Genomic DNA, 17338 nt, shown 5'->3' with positions numbered 1-17338 from the left:
CATTCGGCAAAGTTCAGGGTAGAGTTTCGCCCATACGAAATTCTTCACGCATTTCGACGATAACCCTAATGACCCAACCCTTTAGCGAACCTGTCGGCGGTAACAGCATGATCGAAGTCACTGAAGTCTCCATTGCTCAATTACGCGCGGCGCTAGAAGCCGGCCAAACCACCGCGGTTGAACTGGTGCAGGCCTATCTGGCCCGGATCGACGCCTACGACGGCCCGCACACCGCCACCGCACTGAATGCCGTGGTGGTGCGCAACCCTGAAGCGCTGACCGAAGCCCAGGCATCCGATGCGCGCCGGGCCAAGGGCGAAACCCTCGGCCCGCTCGACGGCATCCCTTACACCGCCAAGGACAGCTATCTGGTCAAGGGTCTGACCGCCGCCTCCGGCAGCCCGGCCTTCGCCGATCTGGTGGCGCATCGCGACGCCTTCACCATCGAACGCCTGCGCGCCGCCGGGGCGATCTGCCTGGGCAAGACCAACATGCCGCCGATGGCCAATGGCGGCATGCAGCGTGGCGTCTATGGCCGGGCCGAGAGCCCGTACAACGCCGCCTACCTGACCGCGCCGTTTGCCTCTGGCTCGTCCAACGGCGCCGGCACCGCCACCGCCGCGAGTTTCTCGGCCTTCGGCCTGGCGGAAGAAACCTGGTCGAGCGGTCGCGGCCCGGCGTCGAACAACGGTTTGTGCGCCTACACGCCGTCGCGCGGGGTGATCTCGGTACGCGGTAACTGGCCGCTGACGCCGACCATGGACGTGGTGGTGCCGTACGCACGGACCATGGCCGATCTGCTTGAAGTGCTCGACGTGGTCGTCGCGGAAGACCCCGACACCCGTGGCGACCTGTGGCGCCTGCAGCCGTGGGTGCCGATCCCGAGCGTCGCCTCGGTGCGTCCGGCGTCCTACGCCGAACTGGCAGTGAAACCCGCGGCACTGGCCGGCAAACGCCTCGGTGTGCCGAAGATGTACATCAATGCCGACCCTGAAGCCGGCACCAGCGAAGCGCCGGGCATCGGCGGCCCGACCGGGCAGCGGATCAACACCCGCCCTTCGGTGATCGACCTGTGGAAACAGGCCCGCGCGGCTCTGGAAGCGGCCGGCGCCGAAGTCATCGAAGTGGATTTCCCGTTGGTCTCCAACTGCGAAGGCGACCGTCCGGGCGCGCCGACCGTGTTCAATCGCGGCATCGTCTCAAAGGAGTTCCTGCACCACGAACTGTGGGACCTGTCGGCCTGGGCCTTCGACGATTTCCTGCGCGCCAACGGCGATCCGAAGCTCAACCGTCTGGCCGATGTCGACGGGCCGAAGATCTTCCCGCACGACCCGGGCACCCTGCCCAACCGTGAGGGCGACCTGGCCGCCGGCATGGACGAATACGTGCGCATGGCCGAGCGCGGCATCACCCCGTGGGATCAGATTCCGACTCTGCCGGACGGCCTGCGCGGCCTGGAAAAGACCCGCAAGCTCGATCTGGAAGACTGGATGGACACACTGAAACTCGACGCGGTGCTGTTCCCGACCAACGCCGACGTCGGCCCGGCAGATGCCGATATCAATCCGGAATCGGCGGACATCGCCTGGAGCAACGGCATCTGGGTCGCCAACGGCAACCTGGCGATCCGTCACCTCGGCGTGCCGACCGTCACTGTGCCAATGGGGATCATGGCCGACATCGGTATGCCGGTCGGCCTGACCTTCGCCGGTCGCGCCTACGATGACTCGAACCTGCTGCGCCTGGCCTCGGCGTTCGAGGCGACCGGCTCCAAGCGTCAGGTGCCGCCGCGCACTCCGGCGCTGACTGCCGGCAAGTAACAAGGAGGGTTGGATTGAGGCTCGAAAGGGTCTCAATCCGCTCTCGGCTGCAATGGCCTGTCGCTCATCTCTGCGTCAATACCCCTTCAACATACCCTCCCGTGCCTGACAACTGACAGTTCTGACAGTAGCGGTCGAACAGGACCGCGAGTAACGTTCTCGCTCGATGGACTTTCCATTTAGAAAATCCGCGAAATCGCTAATCACTAAAGGAACGCAGACCATGAGCAATGCCAATCTATTTAAACAACTTGGCGTCGATGAAAACTTGAAGCCATTACCTATCAAAGTAAAACAACAGCCGCTTGACAAATACTACAAAGCGACATTCACCCCTGATTTTCCGCCCATTCCGAGGTTCGAGCCGAACGTGTTTATTTATGCTTCCCTGACCGACGAATCAGTCAGTGCCATTGGGCGATATCATACACAAGACGATTTCTACCAAATAGCCATTATCTTTGGTCGCAAACTCCAAAGCGGCACATATCCGATTAAGAAAGGTGAAGGAAGCCATGTACTTGCCAGCGTCATTTCCACTGGAGGGTGGCTTCATGGTGGCAACGGCGAAATCAAACTTCTGCGAGACAACATAAAAGAATCAATATTCGCAGATTTTAATTTTGAAATAGAGTCCGGCGAAAAATCCTACAAAGTAAAGGGCACATTAGAACTACTGGCGACGGGCCCTCTTTAAAACTTTCAGCAATAGGAAAGCTGGTTGCAAACACACATCAATGCCAAACGGGTAAGTGCCTGCCCGCAGTGTTTGGCAGCTCCAACTTTTAAATTAATTCACTTGAAAATATCTCTCGCAGTCACGCATCAATGCCGCTTGCCATTGCAAAGACGCCTGCTGCAAAAAAACGCCAGACACTTCGTTTTTATCGAACTTTATCTCAGGAATATACGATTTTTCCTTGGCACTCACTCCTCGCTAGCATGTCCCGGTCTATCTCCAACGACATAAAGCCAGGGAGCCCGCCATGCCAACTGACAATATCAACATTGGCGAACCATGGATGTGGGGCGCGTTTATCGTCTTCGTTCTCGCCATGCTTGCACTGGACCTGTTCGTCTTCGGCGGACGCAAGGCGCACCGTGTTTCAGTGCGGGAAGCGTCCTGTTGGGTGATCGCCTGGTGCGCGCTGGCGATGGCTTTTGCCGGGTGGCTCTGGTGGTATCTGCACGGCGAGTTCGGCGCCGACATTGCCCAGCGCAAGACGCTGGAATTCCTCACTGGTTATCTGATCGAGCAGTCACTGTCGATCGACAACATGTTCGTCTTCGTGATGATCTTCAGCTACTTCGCGGTGCCGCCGGAATTGCAACGCCGGGTGCTGCTGTATGGCGTGCTCGGGGCGATCGTGATGCGCGCGGCGATGATCTTTGCCGGGGTGTGGCTGGTGTCGCAGTTCGAGTGGCTGCTGTATGCCTTCGGGGTGTTCCTGATCATCACCGGGATCAAGATGCTGATGTTCGCCGAGCAGCAACCGGATCTCGACAAAAACCCGCTACTGCGCTGGGTGCGCGGGCACATGCGAATCACGCAGGGCTTTCACGGCGAACGCTTTTTCGTGCTGCAGAACGGCGTACGCTGGGCAACGCCGATGTTTCTGGTACTGGCGCTGATCGAGGCCAGCGACCTGATGTTTGCGGTCGATAGCATCCCGGCGATTTTCGCAGTCACCACCGATCCGTTCATTGTGTTCACCTCGAACATCTTCGCGATCATGGGCCTGCGGGCGTTGTATTTCCTGCTGGCAGACATGGCCGACCGCTTTCATCTGCTCAAGTACGGACTGGCGATCGTGCTGGTGTTCATCGGCGGCAAGATGACGCTGATGCCGTGGTTTCACATGCCGGTGGAATGGTCGCTGGCGGTGGTCGGCGGGGTGATTCTGGGGTCAGTGGTGTTGAGCCTGATCGTCACTCGCAAGGAAGACCAAACTCAATCCCTGTAGGCGCTGCCGCAGGCTGCGATCTTTTTTAAAGCAAAATCAAAAGATCGCAGCCTGCGGCAACTCCTACAGGGAGGAGGCGGTTACTTGTCGGACTTGATGCTGGTCCACACCCGGGTGCGTACGCGTTCGAGTTTTTGCGGCAGGGGCTGGACGACGTAGAGGGTTTTCAGGGCTTCAGGCGTTGGCGTCAGGTTCGGGTTGGCGGTGATGTCTTTGTTCACCAGCGGCATCGAGTCCTTGTTCACGTTCGGGTAGCCGAGGAAGTCGCTGATCGGCGCAATGACTTTTGGATCGAGCAAAGTGTTGAGGAATTCGTGGGCCTCTTCGACATTCTTCGCGCTCTTCGGAATGGCGAACGTGTCGAACCAGATCGGCGCACCCTCCTTCGGCAAACGCCAGTCGACCACCACACCGTTGCCCGCCTCTTTCGCACGGTTGCCGAACTGATAGAAGCTGCCGGAGTAACCGATGGCCACGCAGATATCGCCGTTGGCGATGTCGGTCATGTACTTGGCGGAGTTGAAGTAGGTCACGTACGGGCGAATCTTCAGCATCAGATCCTTGGCCTTTTCATAGTCGGCCGGGTTCTGGCTGTTCGGGTCGAGGCCCAAGTAATGCAGGGCCAGCGGGAGGATTTCCGACGGCGAATCGAGCATCGCCACGCCGCAGGATTTGAGCTTCTCCATGTTTTCCGGCTTGAACACCAGATCCCAGCTGTCGACCGGCGCGTTGTCGCCAAGCGCGGCCTTGACCTTGGCCGGGTTGAAGCCGATCAGCACCGTGCCATACATGTAGGGCACGCCGTACTGGTTGCCAGGGTCATTGGCGTCGAGCAGTTTGAGCAGCGCCGGATCCTGGTGACTCCAGTTCGGCAGTTTCGACTTGTCGAGTTTCTGGAACACCCCGGCCTTGATCTGGGTGTCGATGAACTGGTTCGACGGCACCACCAGATCGTAGCCGGAGTTGCCGGTGAGCAACTTGGCTTCCAGCGATTCATTGGTGTCGAAGGTGTCCCAGGTCACTTTGATGCCGGTCTTTGCGGCGAAATCCTTGGGCACCGACGGCAGGATGTAATCCGCCCAGTTGTAGACCCGCAGCTCGCGCTGCTCGGCGTGTACCGCGCTGGCCAGCAGCGTCAGCCCACACACGGTGGCACCCAAAATGCGTTTCATCGTGACCATGGTTGTTTCCCCGGAATGCGACGTGAGATCGATGGTTTTTATGTTCTGTACACGGCAGCGGCTGTAAAGGTAGCCAAGGGCAAGCAAAGTCCAGCGTTTTGTTGTGGCCTTGATTCTTGCCGACCGCGGGGTCGCGGCACAGTGGGTGATGGGCCAAAAGGGGATCGAAATGGCCAATTTGAATGACCACTGGAATGCGGAAGCTGGACGGGGGATCACTTGTGGTGAGGGGATTTATCCCCGATGGGACGCGAAGCGGCCCCCTTTAAATCTCAAAGGGGGCCGCACTCGCTGATTTCACGACTGCTTCGCAGCCGATCGGGGATAAATCCCCTCGCCACGTTGCTTCTGCGTCTGCCCGCGCGTGGCGAGGCAGTAATACAACGGCACCGTCACCACCAGGCCGAACAGCCACGACAGATCTGCACCGTCGACCAGATTGGCGTACGGCCCGACGTACAGCGACGTATTGGCGAACGGCAGTTGCACAATGATCCCGATGAAATAGGCAATGATCGCGTGCAGATTGAAGCGCCCGTAAATGCCGCCGTCCGCGCGGAAAATCGAGCTGATGTCATAGCTGCCGCGCTTGATCAGGTAGAAGTCGATCAGATTGATCGACGCCCACGGCACCAGCACCAGCAGCAACGCCAGAATCAGCCCGATGAACTGCGAAATGAAATCCGCCGAAGCACCCAGCGCTACCACGCAGCAACCCGCCAGCACCACGCTCGACAACACCACGCGCACCTTGATGCTCGGCGTCCACTGGCTGGCGAACGTCTGGATCGAGGTGATGATCGACAGCACTGCGCCGTACAGATTCAGCGCGTTGTGGCTGATGATGTTGAGCAGGAACAACACCATCAGTATCGGCCCCAGCCAACCGGTCGACTGCTTGACCGCCGCCATCGCCTCGGTGCCTTCCGGCGTCGCCAGCACCGCCACGGCGCCGAAGCTGAACGACAGAATCGTCCCCAGCGTCGCCCCCAGATAAGTGGCCCAGAACGGTTTGGCGATACCGATATCCGCCGGTAGGTAACGCGAATAGTCGGACACGTACGGCGAGAAGCTGATCTGCCAGATGATCCCCAGCGACACCGTCGCCAGCCAGCCCGACAGGTTGAAGCTGCCGCGCGTCAGGAAGTCTGCAGGCAAGTCGTGGGCGAAGATGTAGAGGAAACCGGCGAGCAGTGCGCTGCCCATCACCCAGGTGCCGATGCGGTTGAGTGTGTGAATGAAGTTGTAGCCGATCACGCCAATTGCGGTGGCCGCCAGTGCACCGATCAGAATGCTCAACGGCGCCGGTACCGACGGCGCAATGCCGACAATCGATTTACCGGCAAGCACGATGTTGGAAATGAAGAAGCCGATGTAGATCAGCGCTGCAAAAAACACGATCAACAATGCGCCGTAACGCCCGAACTGACCGCGACTCTGGACCATTTGCGGAATGCCCATGCGCGGGCCTTGCGCCGACGCCAGAGCGATCACTACCCCGCCGATCAAGTGCCCCAGCGCAATCGCCAGCAGCCCCCAGAGCAAATCGAGATGAAACACCTGAACCACCATGGCGCCGGTGACGATGGGCAGTGGCGCAATGTTGGTGCTGAACCATAAGGTGAAAAGGTCGCGGGCCTTCCCGTGGCGTTCCGCGAGTGGGACGTAGTCGACCGTGTGATTCTCGATCAACGGATCTTGCCGGGACATCTGGGACATATGCATGAACTCGAGTTTGTCTGTTCTTATCTTTGTATGAAGCCAAACCGGGGGGACTCTGCGGCCGCCCCTCAGATGCAGACCATATTATGGTATTCCAAACATTTCACAAGACTGATCCGTAGTTTACGGCGCTATCTGATGCGCCATCCTCCCTGATTCTGCGGCCTGCAGGCCAGCCAGAAGCCCAATAAATGCAGAGTTTCCGACGAAAGCACCACGTTTATCGGTTCAGCCTAAAAGCTCTTGCAAAGAAAAAATACTGGTATACCATCAGACCAACAAACATATAAAAAATCGCGTCACAACACCCGAGGACCGTCCAATGATCGATGCAGCCATCTATAAACAAGTCATGGGCTCGTTTCCGTCCGGCGTCACTGTCATCACCACGCTGGACGATGACGGCCAGATCGTCGGCCTCACTGCCAGCGCCTTCAGCTCACTGTCGATGGACCCGGCCCTGGTGCTGTTCTGCCCCAACTACAGTTCCGACTCCTATCCTGTGCTGATCAAGAACAAGCGCTTCGCGATCCACGTTCTGTCAGGCGGCCAACAGAGCGAAGCCTACGCCTTCGCCCGTAAAGGCAAGGACAAAGCGCAAGGCATCGAGTGGACATTGAGCGAGTTGGGCAACCCGATCCTGGCCAACGCGACGGCTATCATCGAGTGTGAGTTGTGGCGCGAATATGAAGGCGGTGACCACGCGATCATGGTCGGCGCGGTGAAGAACCTGATCGTCCCGGAGCAGCACACCGGGCCGCTGGTGTATTGCCACGGCAAGATGGGCGCCCTGCCCGTTCTGGCCTGAGCAAGATTTCAGCCCTCCCACACAGCTTTGTAGCCTCAACAATAAAAGATCCGAGGAAGCGTCATGAAATTTTCCCTGTTCATCCACATGGAACGCTGGGACGAAAGCGTCAGCCACCGCCAACTGTTCGAAGACCTGACCGAACTGACCCTGATGGCCGAGGCCGGTGGTTTCAGCACCGTGTGGATCGGCGAACACCACGCGATGGAATACACCATCTCGCCGAGCCCGATGCCGCTGCTGGCCTACCTCGCCGCCAAAACCACCACCATTCACCTCGGCGCCGGCACCATCATCGCGCCGTTCTGGCACCCGCTGCGGGTGGCCGGTGAATGCGCCCTGCTCGACGTCATCAGCAACGGGCGCATGGAAGTCGGCCTGGCGCGCGGCGCCTATCAGGTCGAATTCGATCGCATGGCGGGCGGCCTGCCCGCCTCCAGCGGCGGCCAGGCCCTGCGCGAAATGGTCCCGGTGGTCCGCGCCCTGTGGCAAGGCGACTACGCCCACGACGGCGACATCTGGAAATTCCCGACCTCGACCAGCGTGCCGAAGCCGATTCAGAAGCCCAACCCACCGATGTGGATCGCCGCCCGCGACCCGGATTCGCACAACTTCGCCGTGGCCAACGGCTGCAACGTGATGGTCACGCCACTGATGAAGGGCGACGAAGAAGTCGTCGACCTGAAGAACAAGTTCAAGACCGCCCTGGACAACAACCCCGACGTCCCGCGTCCGCAACTGATGGTGCTGCGCCACACCCACGTGCACTCGGCGGACGATCCGGACGGCTGGAAAGTCGGCGCCAAAGCCATCTCACGGTTCTATCGCACCTTCGATGCGTGGTTCGGCAACAAGGAAGTACCGGTCAACGGTTTCCTCGCCCCTAGCCCGGAAGAGAAGTTTGCCGGGCGTCCAGAGTTTGAGCTGGAGAGTTTGCACAAGACAGCGATGATCGGTACGCCGGAAGAGATCATTCCGCGGATCAAGTATTACCAGGAACTGGGGGTGGATGAGTTCAGTTTCTGGTGTGACAACAGCTTGCCGCATGCGGAGAAGAAGAAGTCGTTGGCGTTGTTCATCAAGCATGTGGTGCCGGCGTTTCGCTAAGGACCCTACAGGTTGAAACCGAACAAACAAACGCTCCAACGCTGTGTCGGGGCGTTTGCATTTAAACCTTCAATCAGTGCACTACGCCAAGTTTCGTCGATACCTCGCCAGCCCCCAGCACACGGCCGTCAGCCGCCTGCAACTCCAGCTTCCTGATCGGCAGCCGCTGCTGCGCGTCAACCATCACCGAACCCGGTTCCCCCGGCGCATACAGGTGCTCGCCGCCCCACTGCGACAGCGCGACGATCACCGTCTGCAAAGCCTTGCCGCGTTCGGTCAGCACGTATTCCTTATAAGCACCGCCATCGGCGGCCGGCACGGTTTGCAGGATCCCCTGCTCCACCAGGCTCTTGAGCCGAGCGCTGAGCATGTTCTTGGCGATGTCCAGATTCTTCTGGAAATCGCTGAAGCGGCGAATGCCCTCCAGCGCATCGCGGATGATCAGCAGCGACCACCAGTCGCCGATCAGATCCAGCGTACGGGCGACCGGGCAGGCGTTGCCGTGCAGGCTTTTGCGCTTCACAGGGTGTTTCTCCGTCAAATCCAGCGTGTGGTTGCATCTTACAACTGTGTTCGCGGAAAAGAACCACGCCGCCAGCGCAGCACCTGCATACAAGTGGCCACGGTCGATTGCGCGGATAGTGAATCCTGCTTTTACAGCCCCTCCCCAACGCGTACTCAAGCAAGGAGTTTCCATGAGCACATTCACTACCGATGACGGCACACAGATCTATTTCAAGGACTGGGGCAGCGGCAAGCCCGTGCTGTTCAGCCATGGCTGGCCGCTGGATGCCGACATGTGGGAATACCAGATGGAATACCTGAGCAGTCGCGGCTACCGCACAATTGCCTTCGACCGCCGTGGTTTCGGCCGCTCCGATCAACCATGGACCGGCTACGACTACGACACCTTTGCCGATGACATCGCGCAACTGATCAACCACCTCGACCTGCGCGATGTCACGCTGGTCGGCTTCTCCATGGGCGGCGGTGACGTCAGCCGCTACATCGCTCGTCACGGCAGCGAGCGCGTTGCCGGGCTGGTGCTGCTCGGTGCAGTGACGCCATTGTTCGGCAAAAAAGCCGACTACCCGCAAGGTGTCGACACCTCGGTGTTCGATGGGATCAAGGCAGGTCTGCTCAAGGATCGCGCGCAATTCATCGCTGATTTCGCCGCGCCGTTCTACGGCACCAATCAGGGCCAAAAAGTCTCCGACGGCGTGCTCACGCAAACCCTGAACGTCGCCCTGCTCGCCTCGCTCAAAGGCACCGTGGATTGCGTCACCGCGTTCTCGCAAACCGACTTCCGCCCGGACATGGCGAAGATCGACGTGCCGACTCTGGTAATCCACGGTGACGGCGATCAGATCGTGCCGTTCGAAACCACCGGCAAACAGGCCGCCGCGCAGATCAAGGGCGCCGAGCTGAAAGTCTACGCCGGCGCGCCCCATGGTTTTGCCGTGACCCACGCTCAGGCGCTGAATGAGGATCTGCTGGCCTTCCTCAACCGCTGAAAACACTGCGCTGACCGGGTGCAGCCCGGTCAGCGCACGTTGCGATACAGCATCAGCCGCGCACTCTCGTGCAGGCCCCGCGTCAGCTCCACCAGGCGCTGGAATTCCTCGGGATTTTGCCCGGCGACGTTGTCTAGCGGCGTGTTCGACGCCAGGTCATGCAGAGTCGGCGAGCTGCCGTCATGCTGCATTTGCAGGAGGAAATTCTTGGTCACCCCGCCAATCACCGGAAACGTGCCCTCGCGCAGCACCAGCGGCACTACGCGCTCACCTTCCGGCGCCGGTTGCTGGACATCGCGGCCCATCGCACCATTGCTGAACGGCACGCCAGCCATCCCCGCCACCGTCGGCAGCAGATCCATCAGCCCCACGGCTTCCTCGATGACCTTTGGCGCCAGCAGCCCCGGCGCATGAATCAGCATCGGCACATGATTGCTTTCCAGCCCCAGTTGCTCGAACGCCGGCGGCATGTGCGGGATCTGGCTGATGCGGGTGTTGTGGTCGCCGAAGAACACAAAAATCGTGTTGTCGTAATAGCCGCCGGCCTTGGCCAGCTCCATCAACTTGCCGATATTGAAATCCAGCAGGCGCACCGCGTTGTATTGCTCGACGCTACGTGACCCAGCGGCCTGCACCTGTTCCAGCGACAGGTTGCTGACCTGGAAGCCGTCGTTGTCCTTGGGAATGGTGAACGGCCGATGGTTGCCCGAGGTTTGCACGTAAGCGAAGAACGGTCGGTCCTTCGGCAAGTCGCGCAGGATGCGGTCGCTCTCCTTGAACAGATCCAGATCGGAAATCCCCCACACGTCCACCAGCGGCGAACGCCAGTCACTTTCCTGATACAGGCGCACGCCGTCGATGCTCTGTTGGATCAGCGCATTGATATTGGCCCAGCCGGCGTTGCCGCCGATCATGTAGAGCTTCTGGTAATCGGTGAACGCGTTGATCAGCGTGTGCTGGCGGGTGATCAGCGGATGGCGCGTTGCGGTCTCGCGGCGAGTCACGTCGGGAACACCGGTGATGCTCGCCCACACGGTTTTCGCAGTGCCGGTGACTGGCACATAAAAGTGTTTGAAGAACCAGCTTTGGGCCGCCAATTGATCGAGGTTTGGCGTCGGGTTCAACGGATTGCCGTAGGCGCCGACAGCGCTGGTGCCCAGCGATTCGAGCATGACGAACATCACGTTTGGCGTGCCCGGCAGCCGATACGGCTGCACGCCTTGCTGACGTTCGAACGTCAGGCTTTGCGGGTCCGGTCGATCCACGCCCAGATAGCGGGCAATCACTGGATAGTGCTCGCGCACCTGCGCCTCATCGAATTGCGCCTGCCCGGTTTTCAGCGTGTCGTACAGGAACAGCACCGGGTTCAGACCGACTGCGGCGATCTGCGCGTTACCGGAAAAGAACGCATCACTCCAGCGCAGCGGCACCGGGTTTTCCAGGTTGAGATTGTCGACCCGACCGAGCAGCGCCAGCAGCACCACGACCACGCTTAGCCCGGTGCCGAATGCCAGCGATGGATGCTGGATAACCTTGGGTTCGCGGGCCAGCGTCAGCCGTTCCAGCTGCAAAAGTCCGTAGAAGCAGACGCCCAGCACCGCCAGCCAGCCGAGTGCAATCCACAGCACCGGGTAGGTTTCCCAGACCATCTGTTGTGAGATTTGCGCATCTTCCAGATAACGCAGCACCGTGGCGTTGATCCGCACGCCAAGATAGGCGTAATGACCGAAATCGATGATGTACAACAGGCCGATCACACCGAGCGCCAGCAGCCAGTAAACCCGTGCGACCCAGCGTAACCACGGCAGACGCGTGAGATTCCAGCGCGGCACCCAGGCCAGCAGCGCCAACGGCAGGATCAGCAACACGGCGAGGCGCAGGTCGAAGCGCAAACCGATCCCGAGGGTTTCGCGTAGTGCCGGGTTGTCGAGGAACTCACTGGGCGCGATCCCGGAGAAACCCAGCACGAACACCAGCCTGAGCAGGGCAAACAACAAGAACGCCAAACCTGCCGCACCCACGCCGTAGCGCAGGCGTCGCGATTGCAACCAGCCCATCATTGACCTCAGTGTCGTTGGTTCAAATAGAAGATGTCGTGCTTGCCGGTGCGGCTCGCAGCAGACGCCAGACCTCGCGGATGCATAGCGCCGCAGCGGTGACCAGGCAGTAACCCAGCAGCAGCGGATCGATCAGGTAGTCCCAATAGTTTTCCGAAGCCTTGAGACGCAAGGCGAACGCCAGCGTGCCCAGCGCGAACATCGACACGGCCAGCGTGTTGCGCAGCCACAACAGCGTCAGTGCCAGCACACCGATACAAACGATCATCGGCCGTGGGTTGAAGCCCCAGCGGTACGGATCGAAATAGGTCAGGCCCATCGTCGCCGGGTACAACAGCGCGGCCAGCACGGTAAACAACACCAGCACCTGCACCCGTGCCGACAACGTCTGCCGCTCGACCACGCCCAATCGGACCAGACTGGCCCAGCCGAGCAACACCAGCGTGGTAATCGCCAGATCATCGGTGACACTGCGCACGTACGCCGCTAACGGCAGATCGTTGACTGGCACAAAGCTGACCAGCGCCAGCAGCGGCAACAGCCACGGACGCCAGCGTTGCGTGAAGTGCAGCGAGCCGAGCAAGACAAAAGCGAGCAGGACGAACGTCAAATGGGCTTGCCAGAGCAACAGCATCACAGGCGCTCCTCGAGCCACGCTTCATTGAAGCTGACGTGTTTGATGAAGGTGTTATTCCACGAATACACCAGGTGATAGAGCCCATCGCTGCCGCGACTGAAGTACGGATACTCGTACTCGAAATCACAGCCCTGCGGCTTGCACACCCGGTAGTCCAGATTGCTCAGAAAGCGCGCTTCCAGCGGCAGACGACGCGCCCCGCTGGAAGCACGAAAGCCTTCGCCGATGATTGCTTTGTAGGCTTCGGGGGCGAACGGCTGGCCAAGCGGATCGGGCGACTGATCGAGTTCGATCACATTGCGCCAGTTGCTCAGGTTGGCATCGGTGCCGTAGAGGCTGAGTTTGAAGCGTCCGTCCTGCAGATCATTGAGCGCCACCAGCAAACCGTTGTCGTCGGTACCCACGGCCGCCAGCGACGAATTGGGGTTGGCCGGTTCCAGCGGATACGGCTCGCTCCAGGTCTGCCCGGCATTCTCGGTGCGGCTGGCCAGTACTCGATGATGAGTGTCGCCGGCATAACGCAGCATGGCCACGGCACGTTGTCCGTCCAGCGGCACAATGGTTGGCTGCAACGAATGCTTGCCACGGCTGATACGGAATTTGTCGATCACCGCGCCGTCGGCGCTCAGGTACAGGTACTCGGCGAATTTGCCCATGAACTCGTGATACACCGGCAAACCGATCGAGCCGTCGGCATGGAACACCGGCGCGGCGCGCACCAGCGTACTGATGTTGAAGAACGGTGAAGTGATCAGCTGTCGCGGCGCCGACCAGTTGCGCCCGAAATCATCCGAGACCATCACGTTGATCGCACTGGTGGCCCAGCCGCCCACGGATACCGAGACATAAAACATCCACAACCGTTGATCCGGCGCGAGGGCGATCACCGGATTGCCCAGTTTGCGGATGTAGCGGCGGGTGCCGTCGCGGGTCGATTCGCGGGTGGCCAACACCTGCTCGGCGCCCCACTCCGCGCTGTCGGCGTCATAGCGGGCGGTACGGATCTGCACGTCGGCGGCGCCTTCGCGGGAACCGGCGAACCACACCGCCATCAGGTCGCCGCCCGGCAGTGCGGTCACCGACGACGAGTGCACGAAATCATTCAATTGCGAGGAGACGAAGCGACTGCTGTACAGCGGCTCAGGTGCCTGCAGCGAGGCATCGACCGGCGGCGCCGTTACGGCAAACGGCGCCAGCACATGGGCCGGATGGCTGCGCCAGGCACCCCAGAAAATCAGGCTCACGGCCAGTCCGCCGAGGATAAGTTTCAAGCGATCGGGAAGCGCACGCATAGTGGACTCACGGCAAAAACAGGATGGAGGGCAATCGACAAAACATCCCTGTCAGCGCGGCGGATCGTCCGGCAAGCGCCGTCGGCGTCCGGTGAGCATCGACAACGGCAAGTTGTCGCGCAGCAGAAAACTTTCGAACAGCGCGGCGGCGATGTGCAGGCAGACCAGCACCAGCAAGGTGTCGGTAGCGGTTTCGTGCACCTGCAACGGCCAATCGGCGCCCCACAAGGCATCGACCTCTTCCATGGCCCAACCGCTCACGCCAGCGGTGAACATTGCCAGCAGCATCAAAATCATCACCAGCGCACCCATCGGCGAATGCCCGAGGCGATGCTCGGGCCGTCCGGCAATCAGCGAGCGCGCATGAGCGATCAACCGCGTCGGTGTCGGCCAGAAATCCGCCCAGCGCGCACTGCGCGGCCCGACAAAGCCCCATACCAGCCGCACCAGCAGCCAGCCCATGGCGTAATAGCCGAGCCAGACATGCCAGACGTCACCGGCTTCATTGAAGAAGTAGTTGGCGACGAAGACGCCCGCGATGGACAGATGAAACAGCCGCACCACGGGGTCCCACAGGCGCACGGACGCGCTCGGCATCAACCCTTGATCTCGGTTTTCACCGCTTTGCCGCTGACCGGGTCGTGGTAGATCTCGACCTTGCGCTTGTCCTTGTCGAAGCCGTAGATCTCGTAGCAGTTGCCGTCGGTAACCTTGAATTTGCTGATCTCGTAGCCCTGAGCCTTGAGCTGCTCCTGAAAGGCTTTCTGGTCTTGCCATTGCGAGCGTTCGGCGGTGGTGCATTGCGGGCCGGCGACGGCCAATGGGCTGGCAACGATGAGGGACAACAGCAGAAGTTTGCGCATGGAAACACTCTCGCTCGATGAGGAAGGCCTCACTGTGCAAAAGCAACCTTAGTCGAAGCTTAGTTGGCAACGAGTCGTTACATCTTTCCCGTCGGGTCAGCTGCCACAGCCGGCTGCACAGCGGCATGATGCCGCCGGTCAACCGCCATGTTTCCTCAAGAGAATCCGTTATGCGCCTATTGCTGGTCGAAGATGATCGCGCCCTCGGTCAAGGCATTCGCGTTGCCCTCGGCAGTGAAGGCTACACCCTCGACTGGTTGCAGGACGGGGCCAGCGCCCTGCACGCCCTGCGCAGTGAAAGCTTCGACTTGTTGTTGCTCGACCTCGGCCTGCCACGGCTCGACGGTCTGGCGCTGCTGCAACGCTTGCGTGGCGAACAACAGGACTTGCCGGTGCTGATCCTCACCGCCCGCGACGGCACCGCCGAGCGCATTGCCGGGCTGGATGCCGGCGCCGACGACTACCTGATCAAACCCTTCGACGTCGATGAATTGAAGGCGCGCATTCGCGCCCTGCTGCGCCGCAGTCAGGGCCGTGCGCAACCGGTGCTTGAGCATGCGGGCGTGTGTCTCGATCCGGTCACGCAGCAGGTCAGCTGGCGCGGCACTGACGTGGTGGTGACGCCGATGGAATATCAACTGCTGCATCAACTGATGGCTCGCCCGGGCAAGGTCGTCACCCGCGAACGCCTGTCGCGAGCGCTGTACGGCTGGCAGGACCGGGTCGAAAGCAACACCCTCGAAGTGCTGATCCACAACCTGCGCAAAAAACTCTCGAGCGAATTGATCCGCACCGTGCGCGGCGTCGGCTATGTGCTGGAGCTAAAGCCATGATTTCCATCCGTGCGCGGATTCTGGTGCCGGTACTGATTCTGGTATTGATCGGCGACCTGCTGATCAGTTGGCTGGTGCTGCGCGACAGTCACCATGAAATCGAAGAAGTCTACGATGCCCAGCTGGCACAAAGCGCGCGCCTGCTGCAAGGCGTGCTGGCCCAGCGCGCACCCGGCGACAACGACTGGAGCCGGCTCTATCAGGCCTTCGATGACGCCATGAGCCGGGTCGGCGACGGCGAGGCTGCGCACCCTTACGAAACCCGTTTGACTTTTCAGGTCTGGCGCAGCGACGGGCAATTGCTGGTGCGCTCGGCCGAAGCGCCGGAGCTTGCAGCGCCGCCCACCACCCTCGGCTCGCATGACCTGATGGAGAATGGCCGCGACTGGTGCGCGTTTCTGCTCAAGGATTCGCAGCAAGGATTGCTGATCTGGGTCGGCGAGCGCGACGACATCCGTCAGGACCTGATCGAGCGCATCGTCGGCCACACGTTATGGCCGAGCCTGATCGGCGTACCGCTGCTGGCCGCGCTGATCTGGCTGACCATCGGCTGGGGCCTGCAACCGCTGCGGGCGATGGCGCAGAGCATTCGCGGACGAGATACCGAAACCCTGAAACCGCTGCACCTCAGCCCCCTGCCGCATGATCTGGAGCCGATGCAGACCGCGCTCAATCGCCTGTTGCAGCAGATCGACAATCTGCTGGCGCGGGAGCGACGCTTCATCGCCGACGCCGCCCATGAACTGCGCACTCCGCTAGCGATTCTGCGGATCCACGCGCAAAACGCGCAACTGGCCGCCACGCCGCAACAACGCGAAGAGGCACTGGAATATCTGCTCAGCGCAGTGGATCGGGCGACGCGCATCGCCAGTCAATTGCTGACCATGGCGCGCATCGAACCGCACCTGGCCAATCCCGACACCCGCACTGTGGATCTGACCGAACTGGTGCGCGAAGAGCTTGCCGAACTGGCACCGCTGGCCATGGAGAAGGACGTCGAACTGTTCCTCGACAGCGACCACCACTGCCCGGTCGACACCGACCCGGTAGCCCTCGCCATCGCCTTGCAGAACCTGGTGACCAACGCCCTGAATTTCGCCCCGCCGGGCAGCGAGGTGCGAGTCCAGGTGCAACCGCAGGCGGGCGGCGCGGTGTACATCAGCGTCGAGGACGCCGGCCCCGGTATCAACGAGCAGGAATACGCGCGGCTGTTCGAGCGTTTCTACAGCCACGGCCACGGCAACGGCGCCGGGCTGGGGCTGGCGATCGTGCAGATGATCGTCAGCAAGATCGGCAGCACGTTGCAGCTGTACAACCGGCCGCAGGGCGGGTTGTGCGCGCAGTTGCGGATCAATGAGGAGCGCTGAGCTGACAGGTTCGAGCGTAACTCTGTGTGAAGATATCTGTGGCGAGGGAGCTTGTCGAATCGTCGCACCGTCCCGCTGGACTGCGCAGCAGGCCTTCTGCTGTTCGACAAAAGAAGGGCCGCTTCGCGACCCGGCGGGAGCAAGCTCCCTCGCCACAGAGTCTTGCGTTTATC

The 17338-nt window shown here is 60.7% G+C and carries 16 protein-coding genes; 8 read left to right on the top strand and 8 right to left on the bottom strand.

All coding sequences use genetic code 11. The features are described 5' to 3' along the window. Positions 1–107: 107 nt before the first annotated feature. The 3 genes from ACYZUM_RS08115 to ACYZUM_RS08105 all read left to right on the top strand — a co-directional run bounded on the left by ACYZUM_RS08115 (position 108) and on the right by ACYZUM_RS08105 (position 3784). Positions 108–1820, top strand: a complete 1713-nt coding sequence (locus tag ACYZUM_RS08115; protein WP_108184382.1) for an amidase — start codon at positions 108–110, stop codon at positions 1818–1820. A gap of 223 nt (positions 1821–2043) precedes the next feature. Then, entirely contained in the window at positions 2044–2517 is a 474-nt protein-coding gene (locus tag ACYZUM_RS08110) for a hypothetical protein (RefSeq protein WP_108182449.1), read from the top strand. A gap of 289 nt (positions 2518–2806) precedes the next feature. Next, positions 2807–3784 (top strand): TerC family protein, encoded by a 978-nt coding sequence (locus ACYZUM_RS08105; protein ID WP_108182448.1) that lies wholly within the window; start codon positions 2807–2809, stop codon positions 3782–3784. 80 nt (positions 3785–3864) lie between these two features. Here ACYZUM_RS08105 and ACYZUM_RS08100 read toward each other — a convergent pair whose 3' ends face one another. Together ACYZUM_RS08100 and ACYZUM_RS08095 are read right to left on the bottom strand one after the other, a co-directional pair. Continuing rightward, positions 3865–4965 carry a polyamine ABC transporter substrate-binding protein gene (locus ACYZUM_RS08100; protein WP_007960451.1) on the bottom strand — a complete coding sequence of 367 codons (1101 nt, stop codon included), beginning with the start codon at positions 4963–4965 and terminating at the stop codon, positions 3865–3867. 297 nt (positions 4966–5262) lie between these two features. Continuing rightward, the gene (locus ACYZUM_RS08095; protein WP_108182447.1) at positions 5263–6684 is read right to left on the bottom strand and encodes a purine-cytosine permease family protein; all 1422 of its coding nucleotides are present in this window, start codon (positions 6682–6684) and stop codon (positions 5263–5265) included. A gap of 325 nt (positions 6685–7009) precedes the next feature. On the opposite strand from ACYZUM_RS08095, the gene ACYZUM_RS08090 reads away from it, so the two are divergent. After that, on the top strand, positions 7010–7495 hold the full coding sequence (locus tag ACYZUM_RS08090) for a flavin reductase family protein (protein ID WP_003225754.1): 486 nt from the start codon (positions 7010–7012) through the stop codon (positions 7493–7495). Between the two features lie 63 nt (positions 7496–7558). After that, a complete protein-coding gene (locus ACYZUM_RS08085; protein ID WP_108182446.1) occupies positions 7559–8602 on the top strand; it encodes an LLM class flavin-dependent oxidoreductase in 1044 nt (347 codons plus the stop codon). A 73-nt stretch (positions 8603–8675) separates the two neighbouring features. Here ACYZUM_RS08085 and ACYZUM_RS08080 read toward each other — a convergent pair whose 3' ends face one another. After that, entirely contained in the window at positions 8676–9125 is a 450-nt protein-coding gene (locus ACYZUM_RS08080; RefSeq protein WP_108182445.1) for a winged helix-turn-helix transcriptional regulator, read from the bottom strand. 172 nt (positions 9126–9297) lie between these two features. On the opposite strand from ACYZUM_RS08080, the gene ACYZUM_RS08075 reads away from it, so the two are divergent. Continuing rightward, on the top strand, positions 9298–10116 hold the full coding sequence (locus ACYZUM_RS08075) for an alpha/beta fold hydrolase (protein ID WP_108182444.1): 819 nt from the start codon (positions 9298–9300) through the stop codon (positions 10114–10116). A 29-nt stretch (positions 10117–10145) separates the two neighbouring features. On the opposite strand, the gene ACYZUM_RS08070 is transcribed toward ACYZUM_RS08075, so the two are convergent. From ACYZUM_RS08070 to ACYZUM_RS08050, 5 genes are read right to left on the bottom strand one after another with little or no spacing between them, the layout of a single operon-like run. Continuing rightward, on the bottom strand, positions 10146–12173 hold the full coding sequence (locus tag ACYZUM_RS08070; RefSeq protein ID WP_108182443.1) for an LTA synthase family protein: 2028 nt from the start codon (positions 12171–12173) through the stop codon (positions 10146–10148). Between the two features lie 22 nt (positions 12174–12195). Then, positions 12196–12807, bottom strand: coding sequence for a hypothetical protein (locus ACYZUM_RS08065; protein ID WP_108182442.1), 612 nt, complete (start codon positions 12805–12807; stop codon positions 12196–12198). After that, positions 12807–14102, bottom strand: a complete 1296-nt coding sequence (locus tag ACYZUM_RS08060) for a sialidase family protein (RefSeq protein WP_108182441.1) — start codon at positions 14100–14102, stop codon at positions 12807–12809. Before ACYZUM_RS08060 ends, ACYZUM_RS08065 begins: the two co-directional genes overlap by 1 nt. Before the next feature lie 51 nt (positions 14103–14153). Beyond that, on the bottom strand, positions 14154–14699 hold the full coding sequence (locus tag ACYZUM_RS08055) for a cytochrome b/b6 domain-containing protein (RefSeq protein ID WP_108182440.1): 546 nt from the start codon (positions 14697–14699) through the stop codon (positions 14154–14156). Beyond that, the gene (locus ACYZUM_RS08050; RefSeq protein WP_007960465.1) at positions 14699–14965 is read right to left on the bottom strand and encodes a PepSY domain-containing protein; all 267 of its coding nucleotides are present in this window, start codon (positions 14963–14965) and stop codon (positions 14699–14701) included. Before ACYZUM_RS08050 ends, ACYZUM_RS08055 begins: the two co-directional genes overlap by 1 nt. A 170-nt stretch (positions 14966–15135) precedes the next feature. On the opposite strand from ACYZUM_RS08050, the gene ACYZUM_RS08045 reads away from it, so the two are divergent. Together ACYZUM_RS08045 and ACYZUM_RS08040 are read left to right on the top strand one after the other, a co-directional pair. Further along, a complete protein-coding gene (locus tag ACYZUM_RS08045) occupies positions 15136–15798 on the top strand; it encodes a response regulator (protein ID WP_108182439.1) in 663 nt (220 codons plus the stop codon). Then, entirely contained in the window at positions 15795–17165 is a 1371-nt protein-coding gene (locus ACYZUM_RS08040; protein ID WP_108182438.1) for an ATP-binding protein, read from the top strand. The genes ACYZUM_RS08045 and ACYZUM_RS08040 overlap by 4 nt, the downstream gene beginning before the upstream one ends. Positions 17166–17338 lie beyond the last annotated feature (173 nt).

The sequence above is a fragment of the Pseudomonas sp. m6p genome (assembly GCF_055760375.1).
Note: the sequence above shows the minus strand (reverse complement) of the source record. Positions and strands in the feature narration are given on the sequence as shown.